Below are 21,937 nucleotides of genomic sequence, written 5' to 3' on the forward strand. Positions count from 1 at the left end.
CCCATGCATGCGTCCCCCGACGCGACGGCGAAGCTTAACCGCAGGCTTCCGGCAGCGCTGCGAATGATTGGCAATGGCGTGCGGGATCAGCCGGCCGGCGCGTGCGGGCTGACGTAGTCGCCGACGCGGGTGCGGAAGGCGACATTGAGGCGGTTCCAGCCGTTGATGGCGATGATGGCCAGGGTCAGGTCCACCAGCTGTTTTTCATCGAAGTGCTGGCGTGCCTGCGCATACACCTCGTCCGGCACGTCCGCGGCACTGGCCAGCCGAGTCAGCGCTTCGGTCCACGCCAGCGCTGCGCGCTCGCGCTCGCTGTAGCAGGGGGCATCGCGCCAGGCGACGAGCAGGTGCAGGCGCTGTTCGGTTTCGCCCAGCGCGCGCGCGTCCTTGCTGTGCATGTCCAGGCACCAGGCGCAACCGTTGAGCTGGGAGGCGCGCGACTTCACCAGTTCCAGCAGCAGCGGTTCCAGCCCGCTCCTGTGCACCTGTTGTTCAAGCTGCAGCATGGCCTTGAAGGCGTCCGCGGACGCGGCCTTGTAATCGAGGCGTTGCGACATGGGTGTTTCCCTCCGAGCGACTCAGTCAAACCACTGCTGCACGTCGTCATAGCCAACGCCTGACGCCAGTACATCGAAACCGCCGGTATCACGCACGGCCTGCGCGGCATCGCGCGCGGCCGACAGCGCCAGCATTGCCAGCCGCGTCGCCGTGCTGACCCGCGCCACGCCCAGCCGGCCCAGCGCGGCCAGATCCGGCAGGCCCGGACGCGCACCGATGTTCACCGGCGCGGCAACCGCAGCGCAGAACTCGCCGATGGTGGCCGGCTCGGCCAGCGCGATCGGGTAGATGCCGTCGGCACCGGCGTCCAGATAGGCGCGGGCGCGGCGCACGCCGTCTTCGAACAGCGCATCCGCGGTCATCCCGCCGACGATCCAGCCATCCACGCGGGCGTTGATGAAGGCGGGAATGCCCATCCCCTCCGCCGCCGCCCGCGCCGCAGCGATCCGCGCCGCTGCATCGTCCAGGCTGCGCAGGCTGGCGTGGGCGATGCCGTCTTCCAGGTTCAACCCCACTGCGCCGGTATCCAGCAACGCGCGCACGCTCTCACCCACCTGTGCGGGCGTGGCGCCAAAACCGGCTTCGAAATCCACCGTCACCGGCACGTCGACCACGCGCACGATCCGGCACACGGCCGCCAGCAGTTCCCGCAGCGGCAGCTGCTCGCCATCGGCATGGCCAAGCGACCACGCCAGCCCGCCGCTGGTGGTGGCGATGGCGGCGAAGTCCATTCCGGCGAACATTGCCGCGCTGCCGGCATCCCAGGCGTTCGGCAGCAGCAGTGGCCGGCCGGCCCGGTGCAGCGCGTGGAAGTGCCGGGCCTTGTCCATCATGCGATCAGCGGAACGGCAGCCCGCCGCGCCCACCCATCATCCCGGACAGGCCGCGCATCATGCCCTTCATGCCGCCGCGGCCCAGCTTGCCCATCATCTTTTCCATCTGCTGGTACTGCTTGAGCACCTTGTTGACGTCGGCCGGGGTCTGGCCGCTGCCACGCGCCACGCGCGCGCGCCGCGAGCCGTTGAGCAGGTCGGGATTGCGGCGTTCCTTCTTGGTCATCGAGTTGATGACGGCGATCATCCGCGGCACTTCCTTGCCGGTGACCTGCTGCTTGACGTGCTCCGGCAGCTGGCCGACGCCGGGCAGCTTGTCCATCAGCCCGGACAGCCCGCCCATGTTCTGCATCTGCTCGAGCTGGTCGCGCATGTCGTTGAGGTCGAACTTCTTGCCCTTGGCGACCTTCTCGGCCAGCTTCTTGGCCTTGTCCTGGTCGACCTGCGCCTCGACCTGCTCGACCAGCGACAGCACGTCGCCCATGTCGAGGATGCGGCCGGCGGCGCGGTCGGGGTGGAACACGTCGAGGCCGTCGGGCTTTTCGCCCACGCCGACGAACTTGATCGGCTTGCCGGTGATGTAGCGCACCGACAGCGCCGCACCGCCGCGGGCGTCGCCGTCGGTCTTGGTCAGCACCACGCCGGTCAGCGGCAGCGCCTCGCCGAAGTGCTTGGCGGTGACCGCGGCGTCCTGGCCGGTCATCGAATCGACCACGAACAGGGTTTCGACCGGGTTGACCGCGGCGTGCAGCGCCTTGATCTCGGCCATCATCGCGTCATCGATGCTGGTGCGGCCGGCGGTATCGACGATCAGCACGTCGGCGAAGGTCTTCCTCGCCTCGTCGATGGCGGCCCTGACGATGGCCTCGGGCTTCTGCGAGGCCTGCGACGGGAAGAACACCGCGCCCACCTGCCCCGCCAGCGTCTGCAGCTGCTCGATCGCGGCCGGGCGATAGACGTCGGCGCTGACCACCATCACCTTCTTCTTGCGCTTGTCCTTCAGGTGCTTGGCGAGCTTGGCCACGGTGGTGGTCTTGCCGGCGCCCTGCAGGCCGGCCATCAGGATCACCGCCGGCGCCGGCACGTTGAGGTTGAGCTCCGCGGCCTGCGAACCCATCACCAGCGCCAGCTCGTCGCGCACGATCTTCACCAGCACCTGGCCGGGGCTGAGCGAACGCATCACTTCCTGGCCGAGCGCGCGCACCTTGATGCGCTGGATCAGCGCCTGCACCACCGGCAACGCCACGTCGGCTTCCAGCAGCGCGATGCGCACCTCGCGCACGGCCTCGCTGATGTTGGATTCGGTCAGGCGGCCGCGGCCGCGCAGGCGCTCGACGGTGCCGGACAGGCGCTGGGTCAGGGATTCGAACACGCGGCGTGGCCTTCGACGGGAAAACGGGGACCGCGAATTATAAGGCCATGCGGCGGCGGCCCATCGGTGCGCGCATCCGCCGGCCGCGCGCGCTTTGCCGGCATGGCCTTGCCCTACACTTGCGTCGTTCACCCAAGGAACGGACATGACCCGCAACCGCTTCGTTGGCCTGCTGCTGGCGCTTGCAGGCTTCCTGCCCCTCGCCGCGCAGGCGCAGGGTGCCGCCGGCAAAGCGGCCGTGCCGGTGGTGGCAAGGGTGGCAGTGGCGTCCAATTTCGCCGACGCCGCCAAACAATTGGCCGCCGCCTATGGCAAACAGAGCGGGCACCGGATCGAGGTCAGCGCCGCCTCCACCGGCAAGCTGTATGCGCAGATCCGCCACGGCGCGCCGTTCGACGCGCTGTTGTCGGCGGATGCGGAAACGCCGCGGATGCTGGTGGAAGAAGGCCTGGCCGACGGCGACACCCTGCACGACTACGCCATCGGCCGGCTGGTGCTGTGGAGCCGCGATCCTGCGCGGGTGAAGGACGGCGAAGCGCTGCTGCGCAAGGGCGAAGTCGAGCGGCTGGCAATCGCCAATCCCGAGCTTGCCCCGTACGGCGCGGCGGCGCGCGAGTCGCTGGACTATCTGCGCCGCTGGGAAGAGCTGCGACCCAGGCTGGTGCTGGGCGAAAACGTCGGCCAGGCCACCCAGTTCGTGGTCAGCGGCGCCGCGCCGCTGGGCCTGCTGCCGCGCTCGCTGGTGCAGGAAGCGCGCAAGACCCACCGCGGTTCCGGCTGGGAGGTGCCGGCCAGCTGGCACGCGCCGATCGTGCAGAGCGCGGTGCTGCTCAAGCGCGGCGAACGCAATCCGGCCGCGCGCGGGTTCCTGAGGTACCTGCAAAGCCCGGCAGCGAAGCAGCGCATCCGCGCCTTCGGCTACGACTGATCCGCGATGGATGCCGCCGCGCCGGCCTGGCTGGTCGCCAGCTGGGTGACCCTGAAGTTGGCCGGGCTGACCACCCTGATCCTGCTGGTGATGGGCATGCCGCTGGCGTGGTGGCTGGCGCATACGCACTCGCGCTGGCGCGCGCCCGTGGGCGCGGTGGTGGCACTGCCGATGGTGCTGCCGCCGACGGTGCTGGGCTTCTACCTGCTGATCGGCTTCGCCCCCGATGGCCCGGTCGGCCAGCTCACCACCGCGCTGGGGCTGGGCACGCTGGCGTTCACCTTCAAGGGCCTGCTGCTGGCTTCGGTGCTGTACTCGCTGCCGTTCGTGGTGCATCCGCTGCAGGCGGGCTTCGCCGCGCTGCCGCCATCGCTGCTGGAGGCCGCTGCCACCCTGCGCGCCTCGCCGCTGGATCGCTTCTTCAGCGTGGTGCTGCCACTGTCGCGGCCGTCGCTGATCACCGCCAGCCTGCTCGGCTTCGCCCATACCGTGGGCGAGTTCGGGGTGGTGCTGATGGTGGGTGGCAATATCGAGGGCGAGACGCGGGTGCTGTCGGTGCTGCTGTACGACCAGGTGGAAGGCATGGCTTATGCCGATGCGCACCTGCTGGCGGCCGGGCTGCTGGGTTTCTCGTTCGCGCTGCTGCTGCTGATGCAGTGGCTGGGCCGACGCACGGCGGTGGCGCATGGCTGAGCGCGCCGACGATATCCACATTGCGCTGCGGCTTGCCCGCGGCGATTTCCGCATGGACCTCGACCTGCGGCTGCCGGGCAGCGGCTGCAGCGTGGTGTTCGGCCCGTCCGGCTGCGGCAAGAGCACCTTGCTGCGCGCCATCGCCGGGCTGGAGCCACGCGCGCACGGCGAAATCCGCGTGGGCGAGGCCTGCTGGCAGGACGCACGCAGCGCGCTGCCGGCGCATCGGCGCGGGGTCGGCATGGTGTTCCAGCACAGCGCGCTGCTGCCGCACCTGTCGGTCGTCGACAACCTGCGCTTCGGCTGGAAGCGCGCCCGCGCCGCGCCGGAATTGCTCGAACGCTGGATCGAGCGGCTGGCGCTGGCGCCGCTGCTGTCGCGCAAGCCGGACTCGCTGTCCGGCGGCGAACGGCAGCGGGTGGCGCTGGCGCGCGCGCTGGTCAGCAACCCGCGCCTGCTGCTGCTGGACGAACCGCTGAGCGCGCTGGACGCGCCGCGTCGCGGCGAGATCCTGCCGTATCTGGAAGCGGTGCGCCGCGAAGCCGGCATCCCGGTGCTGTACGTCACCCACGCGCTCGAGGAGGTCGCGCGCCTGGCCGACCATCTGATCGTGCTCGACGCCGGCCGGGTCAGCGCCGCCGGGCCCGCGCTGGACGTGCTCAATCGCGACGACCTGCCGCTGGCGCTGCGCGACGATGCCGGGGTGGTGCTGGAAGCCGAAGTCAGCGCGCGCGATGCGCACGGCCTGCTCTCGCTGCACACGTCGGCCGGCACCCTGCACGCGCATGGCGGCGCGCACCCGCCCGGCACCCGCCTGCGGGTGCGCATCCAGGCCCGCGACGTCAGCCTGGCGCTGGGCCGGCACGATGATTCCAGCCTGCTCAACCTGCTGCCGGCCACGCTGGTGGCACTGTCCGACCTGCCCGGCGGGCAGGTGCAGGCGCGGCTGGAGGTGCAGGGCCAGGCGCTGCTGGCGCGCATCTCGCACCGCTCGGTGGAACGGCTGGGGCTGCAACCGGGCATGCCGCTGTGGGCGCAGGTGAAGGCGGTGGCGCTGCTGGTGTGAGCGGCGACATCCGCATGCCCCGACTTGATCCCGATCAAACGGCCTGCACGCCCCCGCCACTAGTCTCGATCAGCCTCCCCACGGCAACGATCCACCGCCCAAGCCCGCCATGGGAGAACCGCCATGCCTGCCCTCCTCCAGCACGTCCGCGCGTCCACCGAGAACCTGTCGCCGGGCTATTTCAGCATGGTGATGGCCACCGGCATCCTGTCGCTGGCGGCGCACATGCTGCACGTGCCGGTGCTGCCCGTCGCCCTGCTGGTGTTGAACTGGTGCCTGTTCGTGGTCATCGGCGTGCTGGCGCTGGCGCACCTGTACTGGCACCCGCGGCGGGTGCTGGACGACCTGTTCAATCACCTCAATGCGCCGGGCTTCTTCACCTTCGTCGCCGCCTGCTCGGTGCTCGGCAGCCAGAGCCTGCTGATCGGCGGCAGCCTGCGGGTGGCGGCGGCGCTGGGCATCATCGGGCTGCTGGCCTGGGTCGCCTTCACCTACACCATTTTCACCGTGCTCACGGTCAAGCAGGACAAGCCCGAACTGGCCCGCGGCATCAACGGCGGCTGGCTGCTGGCGGTGGTGGCCACCCAGTCGATGGCGGTACTGGCCGCGCTGATCGCGCCCGAAGTGGCGCAGCCGCTGCGGCTGGAGCTGAACTTCTTCGCCCTGTCGATGTGGCTGTGGGGCGGCATGCTCTACATCTGGATGATGTCGCTGATCTTCTACCGCTACACGTTCTTCTCGTTCTCGCCGGCCGACCTGTCGCCGCCGTACTGGATCAACATGGGGGCGATGGCGATTTCCACCCTGGCCGGCTCGCTGCTTATCCTCAACACGCCGCACGCGCCGTTCCTGCACTCGATGCTGCCCTTCATCAAGGGCTTCACGGTGTTCTACTGGGCCACCGGCACCTGGTGGATCCCGATGCTGGTGGTGCTGGCGATCTGGCGGCACGGCGTGCGCCGCTTCCCCTTCAGCTACGACCCGATGTACTGGGGCGCGGTGTTCCCGCTGGGCATGTACGCGGCCAGCACCCTGCGGATGATGCAGGCGATGGAACTGGGCTTCCTGCACCCGCTGCCGCAGGTGATGTTCGGGGTCGCCCTGACCGCCTGGGTACTGCTGTTCAGCGGCCAGCTGCGCGCCCTGCATCGGCAGTGGCGGACAGCAGGCGCCGGTTGAAGCCGCCGCCGCGTCATCGCCGCGGCGGCGCCATGCTCGAACCTCAGCGACCCGCCTGGGCGTTGATGATTTCCGGCAGGTCGGTCTCGCGATCCAGCTGCGGGAACCTGCTGCGCTCCATCCGGCGGATGGCGAAGTGCATCCATGCCAGTGCGCTGCCCACCACGACGAACAGCAGCATGAAGCAGCTGGTCCAGATGCCGGTCAGGTCGTTGAGCGCGCCGAAGGCGATCGGCAGGATGAAACCGCCCAGGCCGCCGATCATGCCGACCACGCCGCCCACCGAGCCGACGTACTGCGGGTAGTACACGGGGATGTGCTTGTACACCGCCGCCTTGCCCAGCGACATGAAGAAGCCGAGCACGAACACCAGCATGGTGAACGGCACCAGCCCGATGGCCAGATGGAAGCTGATGTCGCCCTGGATGCCCTTCACCACGTACTGCGTGTCCGGGTAGGCCAGCAGGAAGCAGCAGACCACCGAGACGCTGAAGGTCCAGTACATCACCTTGCGCGCACCCAGCCGATCCGACATCCAGCCACCGACCACGCGGAACAGGCTGGCCGGGATCGAGTAGCACGCGGCCAGCACGCCGGCGGTCTTCACGTCCATGCCGTAGGCGCCGATCAGGTAGCGCGGCAGCCACAGCGCCAGCGCGACGAAACCGCCGAACACGAAGAAGTAGTACAGCGCGAAGCGCCAGACCTGCAGGTTCTTCAGCGGCGCCATCTGCTCGCGGAACGGCATCGGCTTGACGCCGGACTTGCGGCGCTGCTCCAGCGACGGATCTTCCTGCGAGAACAGGAAATACAGGATCGCCGCCACCGCCAGCCCTACCGCCCACACCTTGGCCACCATCGTCCAACCCGCCGCCACCATCACCATCGGCGCCAGCAGCTTGGTGACCGCGGAACCGATGTTGCCGGCGCCGAAAATCCCCAGCGCGGTGCCCTGCTTCTCCGCCGGGAACCACTTCGAGACGTAGGCCACGCCGACCGAGAACGAGCTGCCGGCGATACCCACGCCCAGCGCCGCCAGCAGGAACTGCGGATAGGTCTGCGCATGGGTCAGCAGCCACGTGGCAACCGCACCGGCCAGCATCACCCCGGTCAGCACCTTGCGCCCGCCGAGCTGGTCGGCCCAGACGCCGAGGAAGATGCGCAGCAGCGACCCGCTGAGCACCGGCGTTGCGATCAGCAGGCCGAATTGGGTGTCATTGAGGCCCAGGTCCTTCTTGATCTGGATGCCGATGATCGAAAAGATCATCCAGACGGCGAAGCACGTGGTGAAGGCAAACGTGCTCAGCCACAGCGCCCGCTGCTGGCGGGCGCCGCTGACTTGCGAAAGGTCTTGCATGGGTCACTTCCGGTCGAGGTTGGAAAACTCGTGGTGCCGTGGCGACCCTTGCGTGCAATCAGGCCGTTTCGGCTTCGATGGCATCCAGCCCGCGAACCTCGTAGCGCTCCTGCAATCCCTGCAGATACTGCTGGAGTTCGCGCTGGCGGACCTGCAGTTCAAGGTAGTCGGAAATGCGCTGGCGGACTTGATCGAACGCAAGTTCTTCGCCGCTTTCGATCGCGTCCACGCTGACCACGTGGTAACCCCAGCGCGACTCCACCGGGAACGCCGCCAGCCCGACGCGCAGGCGGAATACCTGGCGATCGAATTCCGGCGTGGTCTGACCACGTTCCAGCCAGCCCAACTCGCCGCCCTCGTCCTTCGACGGGCAGTCGGAATGGCGCATGACGAAGTCGGCGAACAGGTGCGGCTGCGCCTTCAGCTCGGCGATGAGTTTTTCCGCCTGCTCGCGCGCAGCGAAACGGCCGCCGACGTCATCGACCGCCGCACCCAGCAGGATGTGGCGCACGCGAATGCGATCCGGCGCGTGGAAGCGCTCCGGGTTCTGCGCGTAGTAGCGGCGGCAGTCGTCTTCAGTCGGTACCCGGTTTTCGATCTCCTGCTCCAGCAGGACCCGGATGCAGGCTTCCTCGACCGCCTCGCCGCCAACCGGCTGCACGGCTTCCTGCAGGCCCAGCCGTGCGGTTTCCTGCCGCAGCAGCTCGCGCACCACCAGCGCACGCGCCGCGTCGGCGCGCGAGCGTTCCGGGGTCATCGCGCGATGGAACTGCATCTCGCGCGCGATCTCCGCCTCGCTGATTGCCACGTCGCCGACGAACAGCCAGCTCGGCGCCGCCTGGCCCAGCGAACGCGGGCCCTCGTCGGCATGGTCGTGGTGGTGCGCATGCGCCTCCTCGGTCACCGACTTGCCGCTGTCGATGACGGTGATCGGAAGTTCGCGCCGCGGCTTGCTCTCGCCCATCGCTTATGCCCTCGGCCCGTAGCGCAGCGCCGGCTGGCGGCGACGCACCACCTGGTAAGGACGCCACAGGTAGCTGACCGGGATGCTCCACACGTGCACCAGGCGGGTGAACGGCGCCACCAGGAACAGGGTCAGGCCCAGGAAAATGTGCGCCTTGTACACCCAGGCCACCGGCGCCACGAATTCGGCCGCGCCGCCGCGGAAGGTGACGATGTGCTGCGCCCATTCGGCCAGCATCATCATCACGCTGCCGTCCATGTGGTGGGTGGAGGCGACGATGGTGTACATGCCCAGCAGCAGCTGCGCGAACAGCAGCAGCAGGATCACCGTGTCACCGGTGGTGCCGGTGGCCTTGACCCGCGGGTTGGTCAGCCGGCGCACCGTCAGGATGGTGATGCCGACCAGGCAGACCAGCCCGAACGCGCCACCCGCCACCATCGCCAGCAGCTGCTTCTGCGGCGGCGTGATGAAGTCCTCGTACAGTGCATGCGGGGTCAGCAGGCCGACCAGATGGCCACCGAGGATGGCGAGGATGCCGAGGTGGAATAGGTTGCTGCCGATCCGCATGCCCTTGTCGGACAGCATCTGGCTGGAGCCGGTGCGCCAGGTGTACATCGAGCGGTCGAAGCGCACCCAGCTGCCGATGAAGAACACCGCCAGCGCGATGTACGGATAGAGCTGGAACGCGAAAGTATTGAGATAGTTCATGGCTGCACCTGTCGGGGGGCGGCGGGGGTGGCGGCGCGGGAGGGAAGGCGGGTTGCCGGCTGGCAGTCTTCTCCGGGCGCTTCCGCCCCGAATCGCACTGCCTCTTCTTCCCACAACCGGTCCATCACTTCGGCGGTGTCGTCGCGCGGCTCTTCGCTTGCGCGCTTGCGCAGGGCGCCGAGGTCGAGCCCGCCTTCGGCGTATTCGACCAGCAGCTCCAGCAACAGCGCGTACGGGCTCTGGCGCTCGCCGGCGCGCGCGGCCAGCAGGCCGATGATGTGGCTGACGTGGTGCAGCCAGTCGCGCGCCTCTTCCTGCGGGCGCAGGCTGAGGTATTCCAGCAGCAGCGGCAGGTAGTCCGGCAGCTCCTTGGCATCCAGCTCGAAGCCGTTCTTGCGATAGGCCTCGATCAGGTCGACCATCGCCTGCCCGCGATCGCGCGATTCGCCGTGGATGTGTTCGAACAGCAGCAGGCTCATCGAGCGGCCGCGGTCGAACAGCGACAGCCAGCGGTCCTGCGCCTCCAGCGGGTCGCTGGCCAGCAGCTCGCGCACGAAGCCGGCCAGCGCCGCGCGTCGCGCCTGCGGCAGGCCCGGGTCGTCGGCGGCCGCCAGCAACTCATCGCCGTGCTGCCACAGCGCGTCCTGCGGATAGTCCAGCAGCACGCCGACCAGCTTCAGCAGGCTCATTCGATCACCTCGAGCGATTTCTCCTGCCGGTTCGGATGCACCGCATAGCTGGTGGTCTTGCGCTGGCCGAACAGGTCGGCCGGCGAATCGCCGCTGCAGCCGTTGCCGAAGGTGAAGCCGCAGCCGCCGCGTTCACCGAAGGTGTCGTTGGCGTACTCGCGGTGGGCCGACGGGATCACGAAGCGGTCCTCGTAGTTGGCGATGGCGAGGTAGCGGTACATGTCCTCGGCCTGCGCCACGGTCAGCCCGGCCTGCTTCAGCACCGCCAGGTCTTCCACCCCGTCCACGTTCTTGGCACGGCGCCAGGCGCGCATCGCCATCATCCGCTCCAGCGCGCGGATCACCGGCGCTTCGTCGCCGGCGGTCAGCATGTTGGCGAGGTAGCGCACCGGGATGCGCAGCGAACCCACGTCCGGCAGCTCGCCGTTCATGCCCACCCGGCCGCGTTCGGCGGCGGACTGGATCGGCGACAGCGGCGGCACGTACCAGACCATCGGCAGGGTGCGGTATTCCGGGTGCAGCGGCAGCGCCAGCTTCCAGTCGATCGCCAGCTTGTAGGTCGGCGAGTTCACCGCCGCTTCCAGCCAGCTGTCGGGGATGCCTTCCTTGCGCGCGGCCTCGATCACCGCCGGGTCATTGGGGTCGAGGAAGATGTCCAGGTGGGCCTGGTACAGGTCCTTCTCGGCCGGCACCGAGGCGGCTTCCTGGATGCGGTCGGCGTCGTACAGCAGCACGCCGAGGTAGCGGATGCGGCCCACGCAGGTTTCCGAGCACACCGTAGGCTCGCCCATCTCGATGCGCGGGTAGCAGAAGATGCACTTCTCGGATTTGCCCGACTTCCAGTTGTAGTAGATCTTCTTGTACGGGCAGGCCGACACGCACATGCGCCAGCCGCGGCACTTGTCCTGGTCGATCAGGACGATGCCGTCCTCTTCGCGCTTGTAGATCGCGCCCGACGGGCACGCCGAGACGCAGGCCGGATTGAGGCAGTGCTCGCACAGCCGCGGCAGGTACATCATGAAGGTCTTCTCGAACGCGCCGTAGATCTCTTTCTGCACGTTGTCGAAGTTCTTGTCCTTGGAACGCTTGGCGAACTCGGTGCCGAGGATTTCCTCCCAGTTCGGGCCCCAGTGGATCTTCTGCATGCGCTGGCCCGAGATCAGCGAGCGCGGGCGCGCTGTCGGCTGATGCTTGGAATCCGGGGCTTCGTGCAGATTCTGGTAGTCGAAGTCGAACGGCTCGTAGTAGTCGTCGATCTGCGGCAGGTCGGGGTTGGCGAAGATCTTCGACAGCATCCGCCAGCGCCCGCCGGCGCGCGGCACCAGCTTGCCGGCACGGGTACGGACCCAGCCGCCGTTCCACTTGTCCTGGTTCTCCCATTCCTTGGGATAGCCGACGCCGGGCTTGGTCTCGACGTTGTTGAACCACGCGTATTCCACGCCCTCGCGCGAGGTCCAGACGTTCTTGCAGGTGATGGAGCAAGTGTGGCAACCGATGCACTTGTCCAGGTTCAGCACCATCGCGATCTGTGCGCGGACCTTCATCACACCACCTCCCGGGCATTGGCAGGCACGGGCTCGCCGTCCAGCCAGTCGATCTTGTCCATTTTCCTCACCACCACCAGTTCATCGCGGTTCGTGCCCACGGTGCCGTAGTAATTGAAGCCATAGGCATATTGCGCATAGCCACCGATCATGTGGGTCGGCTTGAGCACCACCCGGGTGACCGAGTTGTGGATGCCGCCGCGGGTGCCGGTGATCTCCGACCCGGGCGTGTTGATGATGCGTTCCTGGGCGTGGTACATCATCGCGATGCCGTTCATCATGCGCTGGCTGACCACCGCCCGCGCCGCGATCGCGCCGTTGACGTTGAACAGTTCGATCCAGTCGTTGTCCTCGATCCCGGCGCTGCGCGCGTCATCCTCGCTGAGCCACACGATCGGCCCGCCGCGCGACAGCGTCTGCATGATCAGGTTGTCGGAATAGGTGCTGTGGATGCCCCACTTCTGGTGCGGGGTGATCCAGTTCAGCACGATCTCCTTGTGGCCGTTCGGCTTCTTGCCCAGGATCGGCGCGATGGTCTTGGTGTCCACCGGCGGGCGGTACTGCATGAAGCCCTCGCCGAAGGCCAGCATCCATTCGTGGTCCTGGTAGAACTGCTGGCGACCGGTCAGGGTGCGCCACGGGATCAGCTCGTGGACGTTGGTGTAGCCGGCGTTGTAGCTGACGTGCTCGTCCTCCAGCCCCGACCAGATCGGCGAGGAGATGATCTTGCGCGGCTGCGCCTGGATGTCGCGGAAGCGGATCGCCTCGTGTTCCTTGCCCACCGCAAGATGGGTGTGGTCGCGGCCGGTGAATTCGCCCAGCGACTCCCACGCCTTGACCGCCACGTGGCCGTTGGTTTCCGGCGCCAGGTGCAGGATCACCTCGCAGGCGTCGATGGCCGAATCGATCTGCGGGCGGCCGTGGCTTACGCCCTCCTCGCGCACGCGATGGTTGAGATCGCCGAGGAAGTGCACCTCGTCCTTGGTATCCCAGTTCATGCCCTTGCCGCCGTTGCCCTGCTTGTCCAGCAGCGGGCCCAGCGAGGTGAACTTCTTGTAGAGGTTCGGGTAGTCGCGCTCCACCACCACCATCGACGGCATGGTCTTGCCGGGGATGGCCTCGCACTCGCCCTTCTTCCAGTCGGTGACGCCCAGCGGCATCGCCAGCTCGTTGGGGGTGTCGTGCAGGGTCGGCACCAGCACCAGGTCCTTGACCACGTCCAGCACGCCGGGGGCCAGGTCGCTGACGGTGCGGGCGATGCCCTTGAAGATCTCCCAGTCGCTGCGCGACTCCCACGCCGGATCCACCGCCTTCGACAGCGGGTGGATGAACGGGTGCATGTCGGAGGTGTTGAGGTCGTTCTTCTCGTACCAGGTCGCGGTGGGCAGCACGATGTCGCTGTACAGCGCGGTGGTGCACATGCGGAAGTCGAGCGTGACCAGCAGGTCAAGCTTGCCTTCCGGCGCCTCGTCACGCCACTTCACTTCCTCGGGCTTGACCGCCCCGCGCTCGCCGAGGTCCTTGCCCTGCACGCCGTGGCGGGTGCCCAGCAGGTGGCGCAGCATGTACTCGTGGCCCTTGCCGGAAGAACCCAGCAGGTTGGAGCGCCAGATGAACATGTTGCGCGGGTAGTTCTGCGGCGCGTCCGGGTCGGCGAAGGCGAAATCCAGCGCGCCTGACTTCAGCTGCGCCACCGCGTAGTCGACCGGCGCCACGCCGGCCTTTTCGGCCTCGCGCACCACCTCGATCGGGTTGCGGTCCAGCTGCGGGGCGCTGGGCAGCCAGCCCATCCGCACCGCGCGCAGGTTCATGTCGGCCATCGAGCCGGTGAATTTCGACGGATCGGCCAACGGCGACAGGATCTCCTTCACGTCCAGCTTTTCGTAACGCCACTGGTCGGAGTTGAAGTAGAAGAACGAGGTGCCGTTCATGTGACGTGGCGGCTTGCTCCAGTCCAGCGCGAACGCCAGCGGCTGCCAGCCGGTCTGCGGGCGCAGCTTCTCCTGGCCGACGTAATGCGCCCAGCCGCCGCCGGTCTGACCCACGCAGCCGCACATGAGCAGCATGTTGATCAGGCCGCGGTAGTTCATGTCGTTGTGGTACCAGTGGTTCATCGCCGCGCCGACGATGATCATGCTGCGACCATGGGTCTTGTCGGCGGTGCGGGCGAACTCGCGGGCGATCTCGATCACGTCCAGACGCGGCACGCCGGTGATCTTTTCCTGCCACGCCGGGGTGCCCGGGATGTTGTCGTCGAAACTGGTGGCCACGTTGCCGCCGCCGAAGCCGCGGTCCACGCCGTACTGCGCCAGCAGCAGGTCGTACACCGTGGCGACGAGGGTTTCGCCGTCGGCGGTCTGCACGCGGCGCACCGGCAGGTTGCGCTCCAGCACGTCCTCGAACTTCGAAGCCGTCCACTTCTCGTGCTCGACGCCGCCGAAGTAGGGGAAGCTCACCGCCTCGATGCCGTCGCCGCCGTCCTTGAAGCTCAGCTGCAGGCGCGTCTCGCGGCCGGCGCTGTCCTTCTCCTCGATGTTCCACTTGCCCTTTTCGCCCCAGCGGAAACCGACCGAGCCGTTCGGCACGGTGATGGCGCCGGTGGCCTCGTCGAACGCCAGCGTCTTCCATTCGGGGTTGTTGGCTTCGCCCAGCCCGCCCAGGTCGGACGCGCGCAGGTAGCGTCCCGCCACCAGCCGGCCGTCATCGCGACGCTCCAGCCGCACCAGCAGCGGCATGTCGGTGTACTGCCGGCAGTAGTCGGTGAAGTACTGCGAGGGCTGGTCGACGTGGAATTCCTTCAGGATCACGTGGCCGAACGCGAACGCCAGCGCGGCGTCGGTGCCCTGCTTGGGATGCAGCCAGTGGTCGGTGAGCTTGGCGACTTCGGAATAGTCCGGGGTGATCGCCACCGTCTTGGTGCCGTTGTAGCGCGCCTCGGTGAAGAAGTGCGCGTCGGGCGTGCGGGTCTGCGGGACGTTGGAGCCCCAGGCGATGATGTAGCGGCTGTTGTACCAGTCGGCCGATTCCGGCACGTCGGTCTGCTCGCCCCACACCTGCGGCGAGGACGGCGGCAGGTCGCAGTACCAGTCGTAGAACGACAGGCAGGCGCCGCCGAGCAGCGACAGGTAGCGCGCGCCGGAGGCGTAGGACACCATCGACATCGCCGGGATCGGCGAGAACCCGACCACGCGGTCCGGACCGTACTGCTTCACCGTATAGAGGTTGGCGGCGGCGATCATCTCGTTCGCCTCGTCCCAGCGGACCCGCGCGAAACCGCCCATGCCGCGGCGGGACTTGTAGTCCTTCGCCTTGGCCTGGTCTTCCACGATGCTGGCCCAGGCGTCCACCGGCGCCATGGTCTTGCGCGCCTGCCGCCACATGCGCAACAGCGCGCCGCGGATCAGCGGGTACTTCAGGCGGTTGGCGCTGTACAGGTACCAGGAATAGCTGGCGCCACGCGGGCAGCCGCGCGGCTCGTGGTTGGGCAGGTCGGGCCGCGTGCGCGGGTAGTCGGTCTGCTGGGTTTCCCAGGTCACCAGGCCGTTCTTGACGTAGATCTTCCAGCTGCAGGAGCCGGTGCAGTTCACCCCGTGGGTGGAACGCACGATCTTGTCGTACTGCCAGCGCGCGCGGTAGCTGTTCTCCCATTCGCGGCTTTCGGTCTTGGTGAAGCCGTGGCCGTCGGCGAACTCTTCCGGATTGCGCTTGAAGAACTGCAGACGGTCAAGGAAATAACTCATGGGAACATCCTCTTGGCTGGCACGCACGAGACGCGCGCATGCATCTTGCTGGGGGTGGCCGCAGCCACCGCGTCAGGGGTGTCGCAGGTCAGCACGGCGTCTCGGCACCGCGCCGGTAGTACCACCACCAGGTGGCCGCAAGGCAGGTGGCGTAGAAGGCGACGAAGCCGTACAGCGCCAGCTCCGGGCCGCCGGTCCAGGCGATCGAGGAGCCGTAGCTCTTCGGGATGAAGAAGCCGCCGTAGGCGCCGATGGCCGAGCTGAAGCCGATCACCGCCGCCGACTCGATGCCGGCCTGGCGCGCCGCAGCGGCCTTGCCGGCGGCATCGGCATCGGCCGACCAGCGCTCGTGCAGGGTGCGGAAGATCACCGGGATCATCCGGAACGTCGAAGCGTTGCCGATGCCGCTGAGCACGAACAGGCCCATGAAGCTGCCGAGGAAGCCGTAGAAGTTGCCGCCCCGGCCGCCGTGGTCGGGCAGGAAATGCAGCACGAAGAACACGCCGACGATCATCAGCGCGAACACCCAGAAGGTCAGCAGCGCGCCGCCCAGCTTGTCGGACAGCCAGCCGCCCACCGAACGCATCAGTGCGCCGACCAGCGGCCCGAGGAAGGCGTAGGTCATCGGATTGACGTCCGGGAACTGGGTCTTGATCAGCATCGGAAAGCCGGCCGAGAAGCCGATGAACGAACCGAAGGTGCCGATGTACAGCCAGCACATCAGCCAGTTGTGCTTGCGCTTGAAGATCACCGCCTGCTCGGCGAACGAGGAGCGCGCCGCGGCCAGGTCGTGCATGCCGAACCACGCGGCGACGGCGCAGACCAGCAGGAACGGCACCCAGACGAAGCCGGCGTTCTGCAGGAACAGTTCCTTGCCTTGCGCGGTCAGCTGCGGGCCACCCACGATTCCGCCAAACAGGCCGAGGGTGATGACCAGCGGAATCACGAACTGGGTGGCGGATACGCCGAGGTTGCCCAACCCCGCATTCATGCCCAGCGCGAAGCCCTGCTTCGCCTTGGGATAGAAGAACGAGATGTTGGACATCGACGAGGAGAAATTGCCGCCGCCGAAACCGCACAGCATCGCGATCGCAACGAAGTGCCAGTACGGGGTGCTGGTGTCCTGCACCGCGATGCCCAGCCAGACCGCCGGAATCAGCAGCGAGGCGGTGGCGATGGCGGTCCAGCGGCGGCCGCCGAACAACGGCACCACGAACGAATAGAAGATGCGCAGGGTCGCACCGGACAGCGCCGGCAGCGCCGCCAGCCAGAACAGCTGGTTGGTGTCGAACTGGAAACCCACCAGCGGCAGGCTGATGGCCACCGCCGAGAACATCTGCCAGATCGCGAATGCCAGCAGCAGGGCCGGAACCGAGATGGCGAGGTTGCGGTTGGCGATGCGATTGCCCGTCTGTGCCCAGAACGCCGCATCTTCCGGCCTCCAGTCCTGGATCACGGAACCGACGCTGCGTGGCTTGCTGGCCAGTTGGGCGCTCATGGGACGTACCTGTGCTAGGGATAGCCGGCGATGCCGATCATCACCCTATTTCGGCGCGCCGGCAAAATTTGTTGGCGCAAGCGTGCGGCAATACCCCCCAGGCCATATTGATCGGAGTCAAATCCCGTCCGCACCCCATTGCGAGTTGATCCCGGTCAAGCCAACGCCACAAAGGCGTCCGGCCCCCTTGCGCTCAGCGCTTGGGCACGCCCCGGCTGCGCACGCTGTCGCGCACGTCAACTTCCAGATCGATCTCGATGGCGTCTTCCGCCCCTTCGGCCAGCGGCAGGCGCAGGCGCAATCCCTCGCGGCAGGGCAGCCGCGCAACGTAGGCGGCCAGCTCGGCGGGCGGCAGCAGGCAACCCCAGCCCTGCGCGTCGCCCACCAGCAATTCCGGTTGCGACCCCTTTCCCAGCCGCAGCCACTGCCGCAGCGCCAGCCCGGCCGGCAGCCGAGTGAGGTTTTCCACCGTCCCGCCGGCCTGCAGGCGTGCCAATTCGGCCTCGCTGATGCGCAGCCGCACCAGCTGCCCCTGCAGCTGGACTTTCACCGTCCCGGCTCCGGGGCGTGCTGGTGGTCGTGGCCGGGGGCGTGTGCATGCGCATGCCCGCCCGCTGGCGCGTGGCCCTCGCACAGCGAACAGCCTTCGCTCCAGACGCTGTCGCCATCGACGTAGTGCTCCTGCTTCCAGATCGGGCTGGTGTGCTTCACCGCCTCCACCACCTGCCGGCAGGCACGGAAGGCCTCATCGCGATGGGGAGTGCCGGCAGCCACCACCATCGCCAGATCGCCGATCCCCAGCCGCCCCTTGGCGTGACCGATGTAGAGCTTGAGCTTGCCGCCGAAGTCGCGCTCGGCCTTGGCGGCGATCTCGGCGAACCCGTTCAGCGCCAGCGGCACGAACATGTCGTAGCTGATGCCGGTGACGTCGCGACCGTGGTTGAGATCGCGCACGCGGCCGACGAACATCGTGATGCCGCCGAAACCGGGGTCGGAGACGAATTCCAGCGCGGCTGCTGGATCCAGCCGGGCCTCGGCTAGCTCGGCGACGGTGAGGTGATGGCGATCCATGCTCAGCCCCCGCTCACCGGCGGCAGCACCGCCATGGCAACGCCCGCCGGGACCGGTTGCGCATCGCGCAGTACCGCGGTGTCGCTGGCGAAGGCGGAGCGCGCCAGCAGCACCGGGTTGAAGTTCGGCCAGTGCGCCCGCCCATGCACCTCCAGCGCCGCGCGCAGGTCGGCCACCAGCGCGCCGTCGGCCAGCGCCAGCACCAGCTGCGGCTCCGGCTGGCAGTCGCGGAAGGCCCCGAACAGCTTCACTTGCACATCCATCAGCCTTGTCCCTGCAATTGCAGCCCGAGCAGGTGCCCGGGCGGGTACACATCGACCAGTGCGCCATCGGGGAGGTCGCCGGCGGCGGCATCGACCACGACCCACGCATTGCTGTGCGCCAGCGGCGCGATCCGGAACGACTCCTGCCCCGGCAGCACCCGCGCCTGCAGCCGGCCCTCGCCATCCAGCGCCACATGGCCCTTGAGGTGGAAGCGCAGCGCGTGGCGCTTGCGGTAGCCGCCCAGCAGCGGCAGCCGCAGCGGGCGCTCCGGCGCCAGCCCCAGCATCGCCCGCAGCGCCGGCTCGACGAAGAAGCGCAACCCCACCGCGCTGGACGCAGGATTTCCCGGCAAACCGAAGAACAGCGCACCGTTCGGCAGGGTGGCGAACAGCAGCGGCTTGCCGGGGCGGATCGCCACCTTGTGGAAATGGAGGGTGGCGCCGAGTTTGCGCAGCGCATCGGGAATGAAATCGTAGCGGCCCATCGACACCGCGCCGGTGCTCAGCACCAGCTCCGCGCCGGCCGAGCGCGCCTGTTCCATCGCGATGAAGAAGGCCTCTGCATCGTCGCTGACGGTCTGCCGCAGCACCACTTCACCACCCGCTTGTTCAATCCGTCGGGCCAGGTACGGGCCATTGCTGTTGCGGATCTCGCCAGAGCCCAGCGCCTGCGCGGGATCGTCCACCAGCTCGCGACCGGTATTGAGCAGCGCCACCCGCGGGGTTGCATGCACGTCGACCAGCGGCACGCCCAGCGCCGCCAGCAGCATCAGCTGCGGGGCATCCAGACGGGTACCGGCGGCGAGGAAGCGATCGCCCTTGCGCACGTCCTCGCCGTGCCGGCGCAGATGCTGGCCGGGCGGCACATCGGCCTGCAGGCGGATGCGAGCGGGCTTGCCGTCGCCATCGCGGGCCAGCACTTCGACCTGTTCCACCGGGATCACCGCATCCAGTCCATCCGGGATGCGCGCGCCGGTCATGATTTCCCACGCTCCACCTTGCGCCACGGCCTGCGCGTCGCCTGCCGCCTGCGCGCCCAGCACCTCGAACTCGCCGCCGGCAACGGCGCCGGCATCGCCCACCCGCAGGGCAAACCCGTCCATCGCGGAATTGTCGAACGGCGGCAGGTCTTCGCCACTGTGCACCGGCTCGGCCAGCACCTGTCCCGGCACCGGCGTGCGCGACACCACCGGCAGCGGCTTCGCCTCGCGCTGGATGAGTACCAGCGCCTCGTCGTAGCCGATCACGGGTGCGGCCTGCCATCGAGCATCGCCAGCGCGTGCGCCAGCAGCGGCTGCAACATGTCCATGCACTGCTGCGCGGCGCGCGGGCTGCCCGGCAGCGCGAACACCAGCATGCCGTCCAGCTGCACCACTTCGGCGCGACTGAGCCAGGCCAGCGGCGTGTGCTTGGCGCTTTCGCTGCGCAGCATTTCCGCCAGTCCCTCCACCGGGCGGTCGGCGACCAGCCGCAGTGCTTCCGGGGTCACATCGCGCGGGCCCAGACCTGTTCCGCCGCTGCACAGGCACAGGCGCACGCCCTTGCCGGCCAACGCGCGCAGGCGTTCGGCCAGCGGGTCGATGCCGTCCGGCAGCACTTCGATGTGGCCGACATCCGCACCCAGCTTGCGCAGGCCTTCCACCAGCACCGGGCCGGAACGGTCCTCGTATTCGCCGGAACTGGCGCGATCGCTCAGGGTGATGACGGCGCAGGGCACGCCGTCGAGACGGGCCAGAGCGCGCGGTTGGTAGTGCGCGCGCTCGTCATCGCTCATCCCGTCGGGATGCACCCACAGCCCCTTCTTGCCGCCTTCCTTGAACAGCAGGCGGATGCCGGAAATCGCCAGTGCCGGCTCGACCGGCTTGGTCAGATCGTAAAGCGTGAGCAGGGCCGCGTTGACGCCGGCCAGCGCTTCCATCTCGACGCCCGTGCGGGCCTCCAGCGCGCATTCGCAATAGACGCGGATGGCGTGGCGCTCCGCCACCGGCACGCAGCGCACGCGCACCAGTTCCAGCGAAATCGGGTGGCACAGCGGCATCAGCATGGAGGCCATCTTCGCCCCCTGCAGGCCGGCGATTTCCGCCATCACCAGCGCATCGCCCTTGGGCAGGCGGCGCTCGATGACGGTGGCGAAGGCGTCCGGGCCGGGCAGGAATTCGCCCACCGCCACCGCGCGGCGGCGGGTCGGGCGCTTGTTGCGGATGTCTGCCATGTAGAAGGCCGCGTCGCGTTGCGTGGTCATGAGTGCCTGCTTATCCGCCGATGGAGGCGAGGTGCGGGGTGATGCCGGTGTTGCCCTGGTGCAGGCCGTGGCCGGCGGCCTTCAGGCCCAGCTGGGTGGCGATGCGGGCCACCAGCGCGTCGTGGTCGTCGTCCGACTGCAGCAGCGCCCGCAGCGGGATGCCGAAGTCGCCGAACAGGCACAGCCGCAGGTCGCCGCGCGCGGTCACCCGCAGGCGGTTGCAGCCGGCGCAGAAATCCTTCGAATACGGCGCGATGATGCCGATCCGCCCGCGGAAGTCGGGATGCGCGTATTCGCGCGCCGGGCCAGCGTCGGCGGCGCGCGGGCGCAGCGTCCAGCCGGCATCGACCAGCTGCTGTTCCAGCGCCTCGGCGCGGTAGTGGTGGCGTTCGAAATAGGCCTGGTTGTCGCCGGTTCGCATCAGCTCGATGAAGCGGAGCGACACGTCGCGGCCGCGCAGGAAGTCCATCCACGCCGGCAGCTCGTCGTCGTTCAAGCCGCGCAGCAGCACCGCGTTGAGCTTGACCGCATCGAAGCCGAGGGTCTGCGCGATCTCGATGCCTTCCATCACCTCGTCGAAACGGTCATGGCCGGTGATGGCGGCAAAGCGCGCCGATTGCAGGCTGTCGAGGCTGACGTTGAGCGCGGTCAGCCCGGCTTCGCGCCACAGCCGCACGTGGCGGGGCAGCAGGCAGCCATTGGTGGTCAGGGCGATCTTCTGCACGCCCGGCTGGGCCGAGACGGCGGCGATGATCGACGCCAGGTCCTTGCGCAGGCTGGGCTCGCCGCCGGTCAGGCGGATCTTGCGCATGCCCACCGCCGCGAAGCCGCGCACCAGCCGCCGGACTTCTTCCAGTGTCAGGAAGCCGGGCCGCCCGTCGGCCTGATAGCCATTCGGCAGGCAGTAGCTGCAACGGTAGTTGCAGGCCTCGGTGAGCGAGAGCCGCAGATAGGGGAACGTGCGGCCGAAGCCGTCCACGAGGGTTGCCATGTTGTCGCTCCAGTCCAAACGCGGGAGGCCGGTCCGTTTCCGGATTCGACCCGGTGGCGGCGGCCTTCCGGCCGATGCCACGGCCCCTTTGCCGTATTCGCGAACGAACCCAGGCAAGGGGGCTTGGAGGTAGTACGGCGACAGCTTAGCCCCGGCGCAGGCTGCGCGCTTGACTGCGATCAATATTCGCGGGCGTCGGCGCCGCCACGGGCGCGAGGGCGTGTTAGCTTCGCGCCTCCCT

The 21,937-nt window shown here is 68.3% G+C and carries 20 protein-coding genes and 1 riboswitch; of the genes, 4 read left to right on the forward strand and 16 right to left on the reverse strand.

From position 1 onward, the window contains the following. Nucleotides 1–86: 86 nt before the first annotated feature. From E5S66_RS07970 to ffh, 3 genes are read right to left on the reverse strand one after another with little or no spacing between them, the layout of a single operon-like run. Nucleotides 87–557, reverse strand: a complete 471-nt coding sequence (locus E5S66_RS07970; protein WP_138348746.1) for a carboxymuconolactone decarboxylase family protein — start codon at nt 555–557, stop codon at nt 87–89. A gap of 21 nt (nt 558–578) precedes the next feature. Beyond that, nucleotides 579–1,388: an isocitrate lyase/PEP mutase family protein gene (locus E5S66_RS07975; protein WP_246037185.1), complete on the reverse strand. Its 810-nt coding sequence runs from the start codon at nt 1,386–1,388 to the stop codon at nt 579–581. A gap of 7 nt (nt 1,389–1,395) precedes the next feature. Further along, nucleotides 1,396–2,763, reverse strand: coding sequence for a signal recognition particle protein (gene ffh, locus E5S66_RS07980; RefSeq protein ID WP_138348748.1), 1,368 nt, complete (start codon nt 2,761–2,763; stop codon nt 1,396–1,398). A gap of 145 nt (nt 2,764–2,908) precedes the next feature. Between ffh and modA the strand changes: the two genes are divergently transcribed. The 4 genes from modA to E5S66_RS08000 all read left to right on the forward strand — a co-directional run bounded on the left by modA (nt 2,909) and on the right by E5S66_RS08000 (nt 6,629). Then, nucleotides 2,909–3,691, forward strand: a complete 783-nt coding sequence (modA, locus tag E5S66_RS07985; RefSeq protein ID WP_138348749.1) for a molybdate ABC transporter substrate-binding protein — start codon at nt 2,909–2,911, stop codon at nt 3,689–3,691. Nucleotides 3,692–3,697: 6 nt separating this feature from the next. Continuing rightward, entirely contained in the window at nt 3,698–4,384 is a 687-nt protein-coding gene (gene modB / locus E5S66_RS07990) for a molybdate ABC transporter permease subunit (protein ID WP_138348750.1), read from the forward strand. Then, a complete protein-coding gene (gene modC, locus E5S66_RS07995; RefSeq protein WP_138348751.1) occupies nt 4,377–5,450 on the forward strand; it encodes a molybdenum ABC transporter ATP-binding protein in 1,074 nt (357 codons plus the stop codon). The genes modB and modC overlap by 8 nt, the downstream gene beginning before the upstream one ends. 123 nt (nt 5,451–5,573) lie before the next feature. Continuing rightward, complete coding sequence (locus E5S66_RS08000) at nt 5,574–6,629, forward strand: tellurite resistance/C4-dicarboxylate transporter family protein (RefSeq protein WP_138348752.1); 1,056 nt, start codon at nt 5,574–5,576, stop codon at nt 6,627–6,629. Between the two features lie 43 nt (nt 6,630–6,672). On the opposite strand, the gene E5S66_RS08005 is transcribed toward E5S66_RS08000, so the two are convergent. From E5S66_RS08005 to moaA, 13 genes are all read right to left on the reverse strand, one after another. Then, nucleotides 6,673–7,986: an MFS transporter gene (locus tag E5S66_RS08005; RefSeq protein WP_138348753.1), complete on the reverse strand. Its 1,314-nt coding sequence runs from the start codon at nt 7,984–7,986 to the stop codon at nt 6,673–6,675. A 58-nt stretch (nt 7,987–8,044) separates the two neighbouring features. Next, nucleotides 8,045–8,950 carry a peptidylprolyl isomerase gene (locus E5S66_RS08010; RefSeq protein WP_138348754.1) on the reverse strand — a complete coding sequence of 302 codons (906 nt, stop codon included), beginning with the start codon at nt 8,948–8,950 and terminating at the stop codon, nt 8,045–8,047. A 3-nt stretch (nt 8,951–8,953) separates the two neighbouring features. After that, nucleotides 8,954–9,658: a respiratory nitrate reductase subunit gamma gene (gene narI, locus E5S66_RS08015; protein WP_138348755.1), complete on the reverse strand. Its 705-nt coding sequence runs from the start codon at nt 9,656–9,658 to the stop codon at nt 8,954–8,956. Beyond that, a complete protein-coding gene (gene narJ, locus E5S66_RS08020) occupies nt 9,655–10,347 on the reverse strand; it encodes a nitrate reductase molybdenum cofactor assembly chaperone (protein WP_138348756.1) in 693 nt (230 codons plus the stop codon). The genes narI and narJ overlap by 4 nt, the downstream gene beginning before the upstream one ends. Continuing rightward, nucleotides 10,344–11,891, reverse strand: a complete 1,548-nt coding sequence (gene narH / locus E5S66_RS08025; protein ID WP_138348757.1) for a nitrate reductase subunit beta — start codon at nt 11,889–11,891, stop codon at nt 10,344–10,346. The genes narJ and narH overlap by 4 nt, the downstream gene beginning before the upstream one ends. Continuing rightward, the gene (locus E5S66_RS08030) at nt 11,891–15,631 is read right to left on the reverse strand and encodes a nitrate reductase subunit alpha (protein ID WP_138348758.1); all 3,741 of its coding nucleotides are present in this window, start codon (nt 15,629–15,631) and stop codon (nt 11,891–11,893) included. The genes narH and E5S66_RS08030 overlap by 1 nt, the downstream gene beginning before the upstream one ends. Before the next feature lie 88 nt (nt 15,632–15,719). Continuing rightward, complete coding sequence (locus tag E5S66_RS08035) at nt 15,720–17,129, reverse strand: NarK family nitrate/nitrite MFS transporter (RefSeq protein WP_138348759.1); 1,410 nt, start codon at nt 17,127–17,129, stop codon at nt 15,720–15,722. A 193-nt stretch (nt 17,130–17,322) separates the two neighbouring features. Further along, nucleotides 17,323–17,679, reverse strand: coding sequence for a hypothetical protein (locus E5S66_RS08040; protein ID WP_138348760.1), 357 nt, complete (start codon nt 17,677–17,679; stop codon nt 17,323–17,325). Beyond that, nucleotides 17,676–18,200: a molybdenum cofactor biosynthesis protein MoaE gene (locus E5S66_RS08045; RefSeq protein WP_138348761.1), complete on the reverse strand. Its 525-nt coding sequence runs from the start codon at nt 18,198–18,200 to the stop codon at nt 17,676–17,678. The genes E5S66_RS08040 and E5S66_RS08045 overlap by 4 nt, the downstream gene beginning before the upstream one ends. A gap of 2 nt (nt 18,201–18,202) precedes the next feature. Further along, nucleotides 18,203–18,463 carry a MoaD/ThiS family protein gene (locus E5S66_RS08050; RefSeq protein WP_138348762.1) on the reverse strand — a complete coding sequence of 87 codons (261 nt, stop codon included), beginning with the start codon at nt 18,461–18,463 and terminating at the stop codon, nt 18,203–18,205. After that, on the reverse strand, nt 18,463–19,710 hold the full coding sequence (locus tag E5S66_RS08055; RefSeq protein ID WP_138348763.1) for a molybdopterin molybdotransferase MoeA: 1,248 nt from the start codon (nt 19,708–19,710) through the stop codon (nt 18,463–18,465). Before E5S66_RS08055 ends, E5S66_RS08050 begins: the two co-directional genes overlap by 1 nt. After that, nucleotides 19,707–20,705, reverse strand: coding sequence for a bifunctional molybdenum cofactor biosynthesis protein MoaC/MoaB (gene moaCB / locus E5S66_RS08060; protein WP_138348764.1), 999 nt, complete (start codon nt 20,703–20,705; stop codon nt 19,707–19,709). The genes E5S66_RS08055 and moaCB overlap by 4 nt, the downstream gene beginning before the upstream one ends. A 10-nt stretch (nt 20,706–20,715) precedes the next feature. After that, the gene (moaA, locus tag E5S66_RS08065) at nt 20,716–21,696 is read right to left on the reverse strand and encodes a GTP 3',8-cyclase MoaA (RefSeq protein WP_138348765.1); all 981 of its coding nucleotides are present in this window, start codon (nt 21,694–21,696) and stop codon (nt 20,716–20,718) included. Further along, nucleotides 21,687–21,836: riboswitch (molybdenum cofactor riboswitch) on the reverse strand. Its footprint overlaps the gene before it by 10 nt. Nucleotides 21,837–21,937: the final 101 nt, after the last annotated feature.

Source organism: Thermomonas fusca (assembly GCF_005862345.1).
Taxonomy (GTDB): Bacteria; Pseudomonadota; Gammaproteobacteria; order Xanthomonadales; family Xanthomonadaceae; genus Thermomonas; species Thermomonas fusca.

Coding starts and splice junctions, on each gene's coding strand:
- E5S66_RS07970 (WP_138348746.1), bottom strand. CDS start 557: ATGTCGCAACGCCTCGATTACAAGGCCGCGTCCGCGGACGCCTTCAAG.
- E5S66_RS07975 (WP_246037185.1), bottom strand. CDS start 1,388: ATGGACAAGGCCCGGCACTTCCACGCGCTGCACCGGGCCGGCCGGCCA.
- modA (WP_138348749.1), top strand. CDS start 2,909: ATGACCCGCAACCGCTTCGTTGGCCTGCTGCTGGCGCTTGCAGGCTTC.
- modB (WP_138348750.1), top strand. CDS start 3,698: ATGGATGCCGCCGCGCCGGCCTGGCTGGTCGCCAGCTGGGTGACCCTG.
- modC (WP_138348751.1), top strand. CDS start 4,377: ATGGCTGAGCGCGCCGACGATATCCACATTGCGCTGCGGCTTGCCCGC.
- E5S66_RS08000 (WP_138348752.1), top strand. CDS start 5,574: ATGCCTGCCCTCCTCCAGCACGTCCGCGCGTCCACCGAGAACCTGTCG.
- E5S66_RS08005 (WP_138348753.1), bottom strand. CDS start 7,986: ATGCAAGACCTTTCGCAAGTCAGCGGCGCCCGCCAGCAGCGGGCGCTG.
- E5S66_RS08010 (WP_138348754.1), bottom strand. CDS start 8,950: ATGGGCGAGAGCAAGCCGCGGCGCGAACTTCCGATCACCGTCATCGAC.
- narI (WP_138348755.1), bottom strand. CDS start 9,658: ATGAACTATCTCAATACTTTCGCGTTCCAGCTCTATCCGTACATCGCG.
- narJ (WP_138348756.1), bottom strand. CDS start 10,347: ATGAGCCTGCTGAAGCTGGTCGGCGTGCTGCTGGACTATCCGCAGGAC.
- narH (WP_138348757.1), bottom strand. CDS start 11,891: ATGAAGGTCCGCGCACAGATCGCGATGGTGCTGAACCTGGACAAGTGC.
- E5S66_RS08030 (WP_138348758.1), bottom strand. CDS start 15,631: ATGAGTTATTTCCTTGACCGTCTGCAGTTCTTCAAGCGCAATCCGGAA.
- E5S66_RS08035 (WP_138348759.1), bottom strand. CDS start 17,129: ATGAGCGCCCAACTGGCCAGCAAGCCACGCAGCGTCGGTTCCGTGATC.
- E5S66_RS08045 (WP_138348761.1), bottom strand. CDS start 18,200: ATGGATCGCCATCACCTCACCGTCGCCGAGCTAGCCGAGGCCCGGCTG.
- E5S66_RS08050 (WP_138348762.1), bottom strand. CDS start 18,463: ATGGATGTGCAAGTGAAGCTGTTCGGGGCCTTCCGCGACTGCCAGCCG.
- moaCB (WP_138348764.1), bottom strand. CDS start 20,705: ATGACCACGCAACGCGACGCGGCCTTCTACATGGCAGACATCCGCAAC.
- moaA (WP_138348765.1), bottom strand. CDS start 21,696: ATGGCAACCCTCGTGGACGGCTTCGGCCGCACGTTCCCCTATCTGCGG.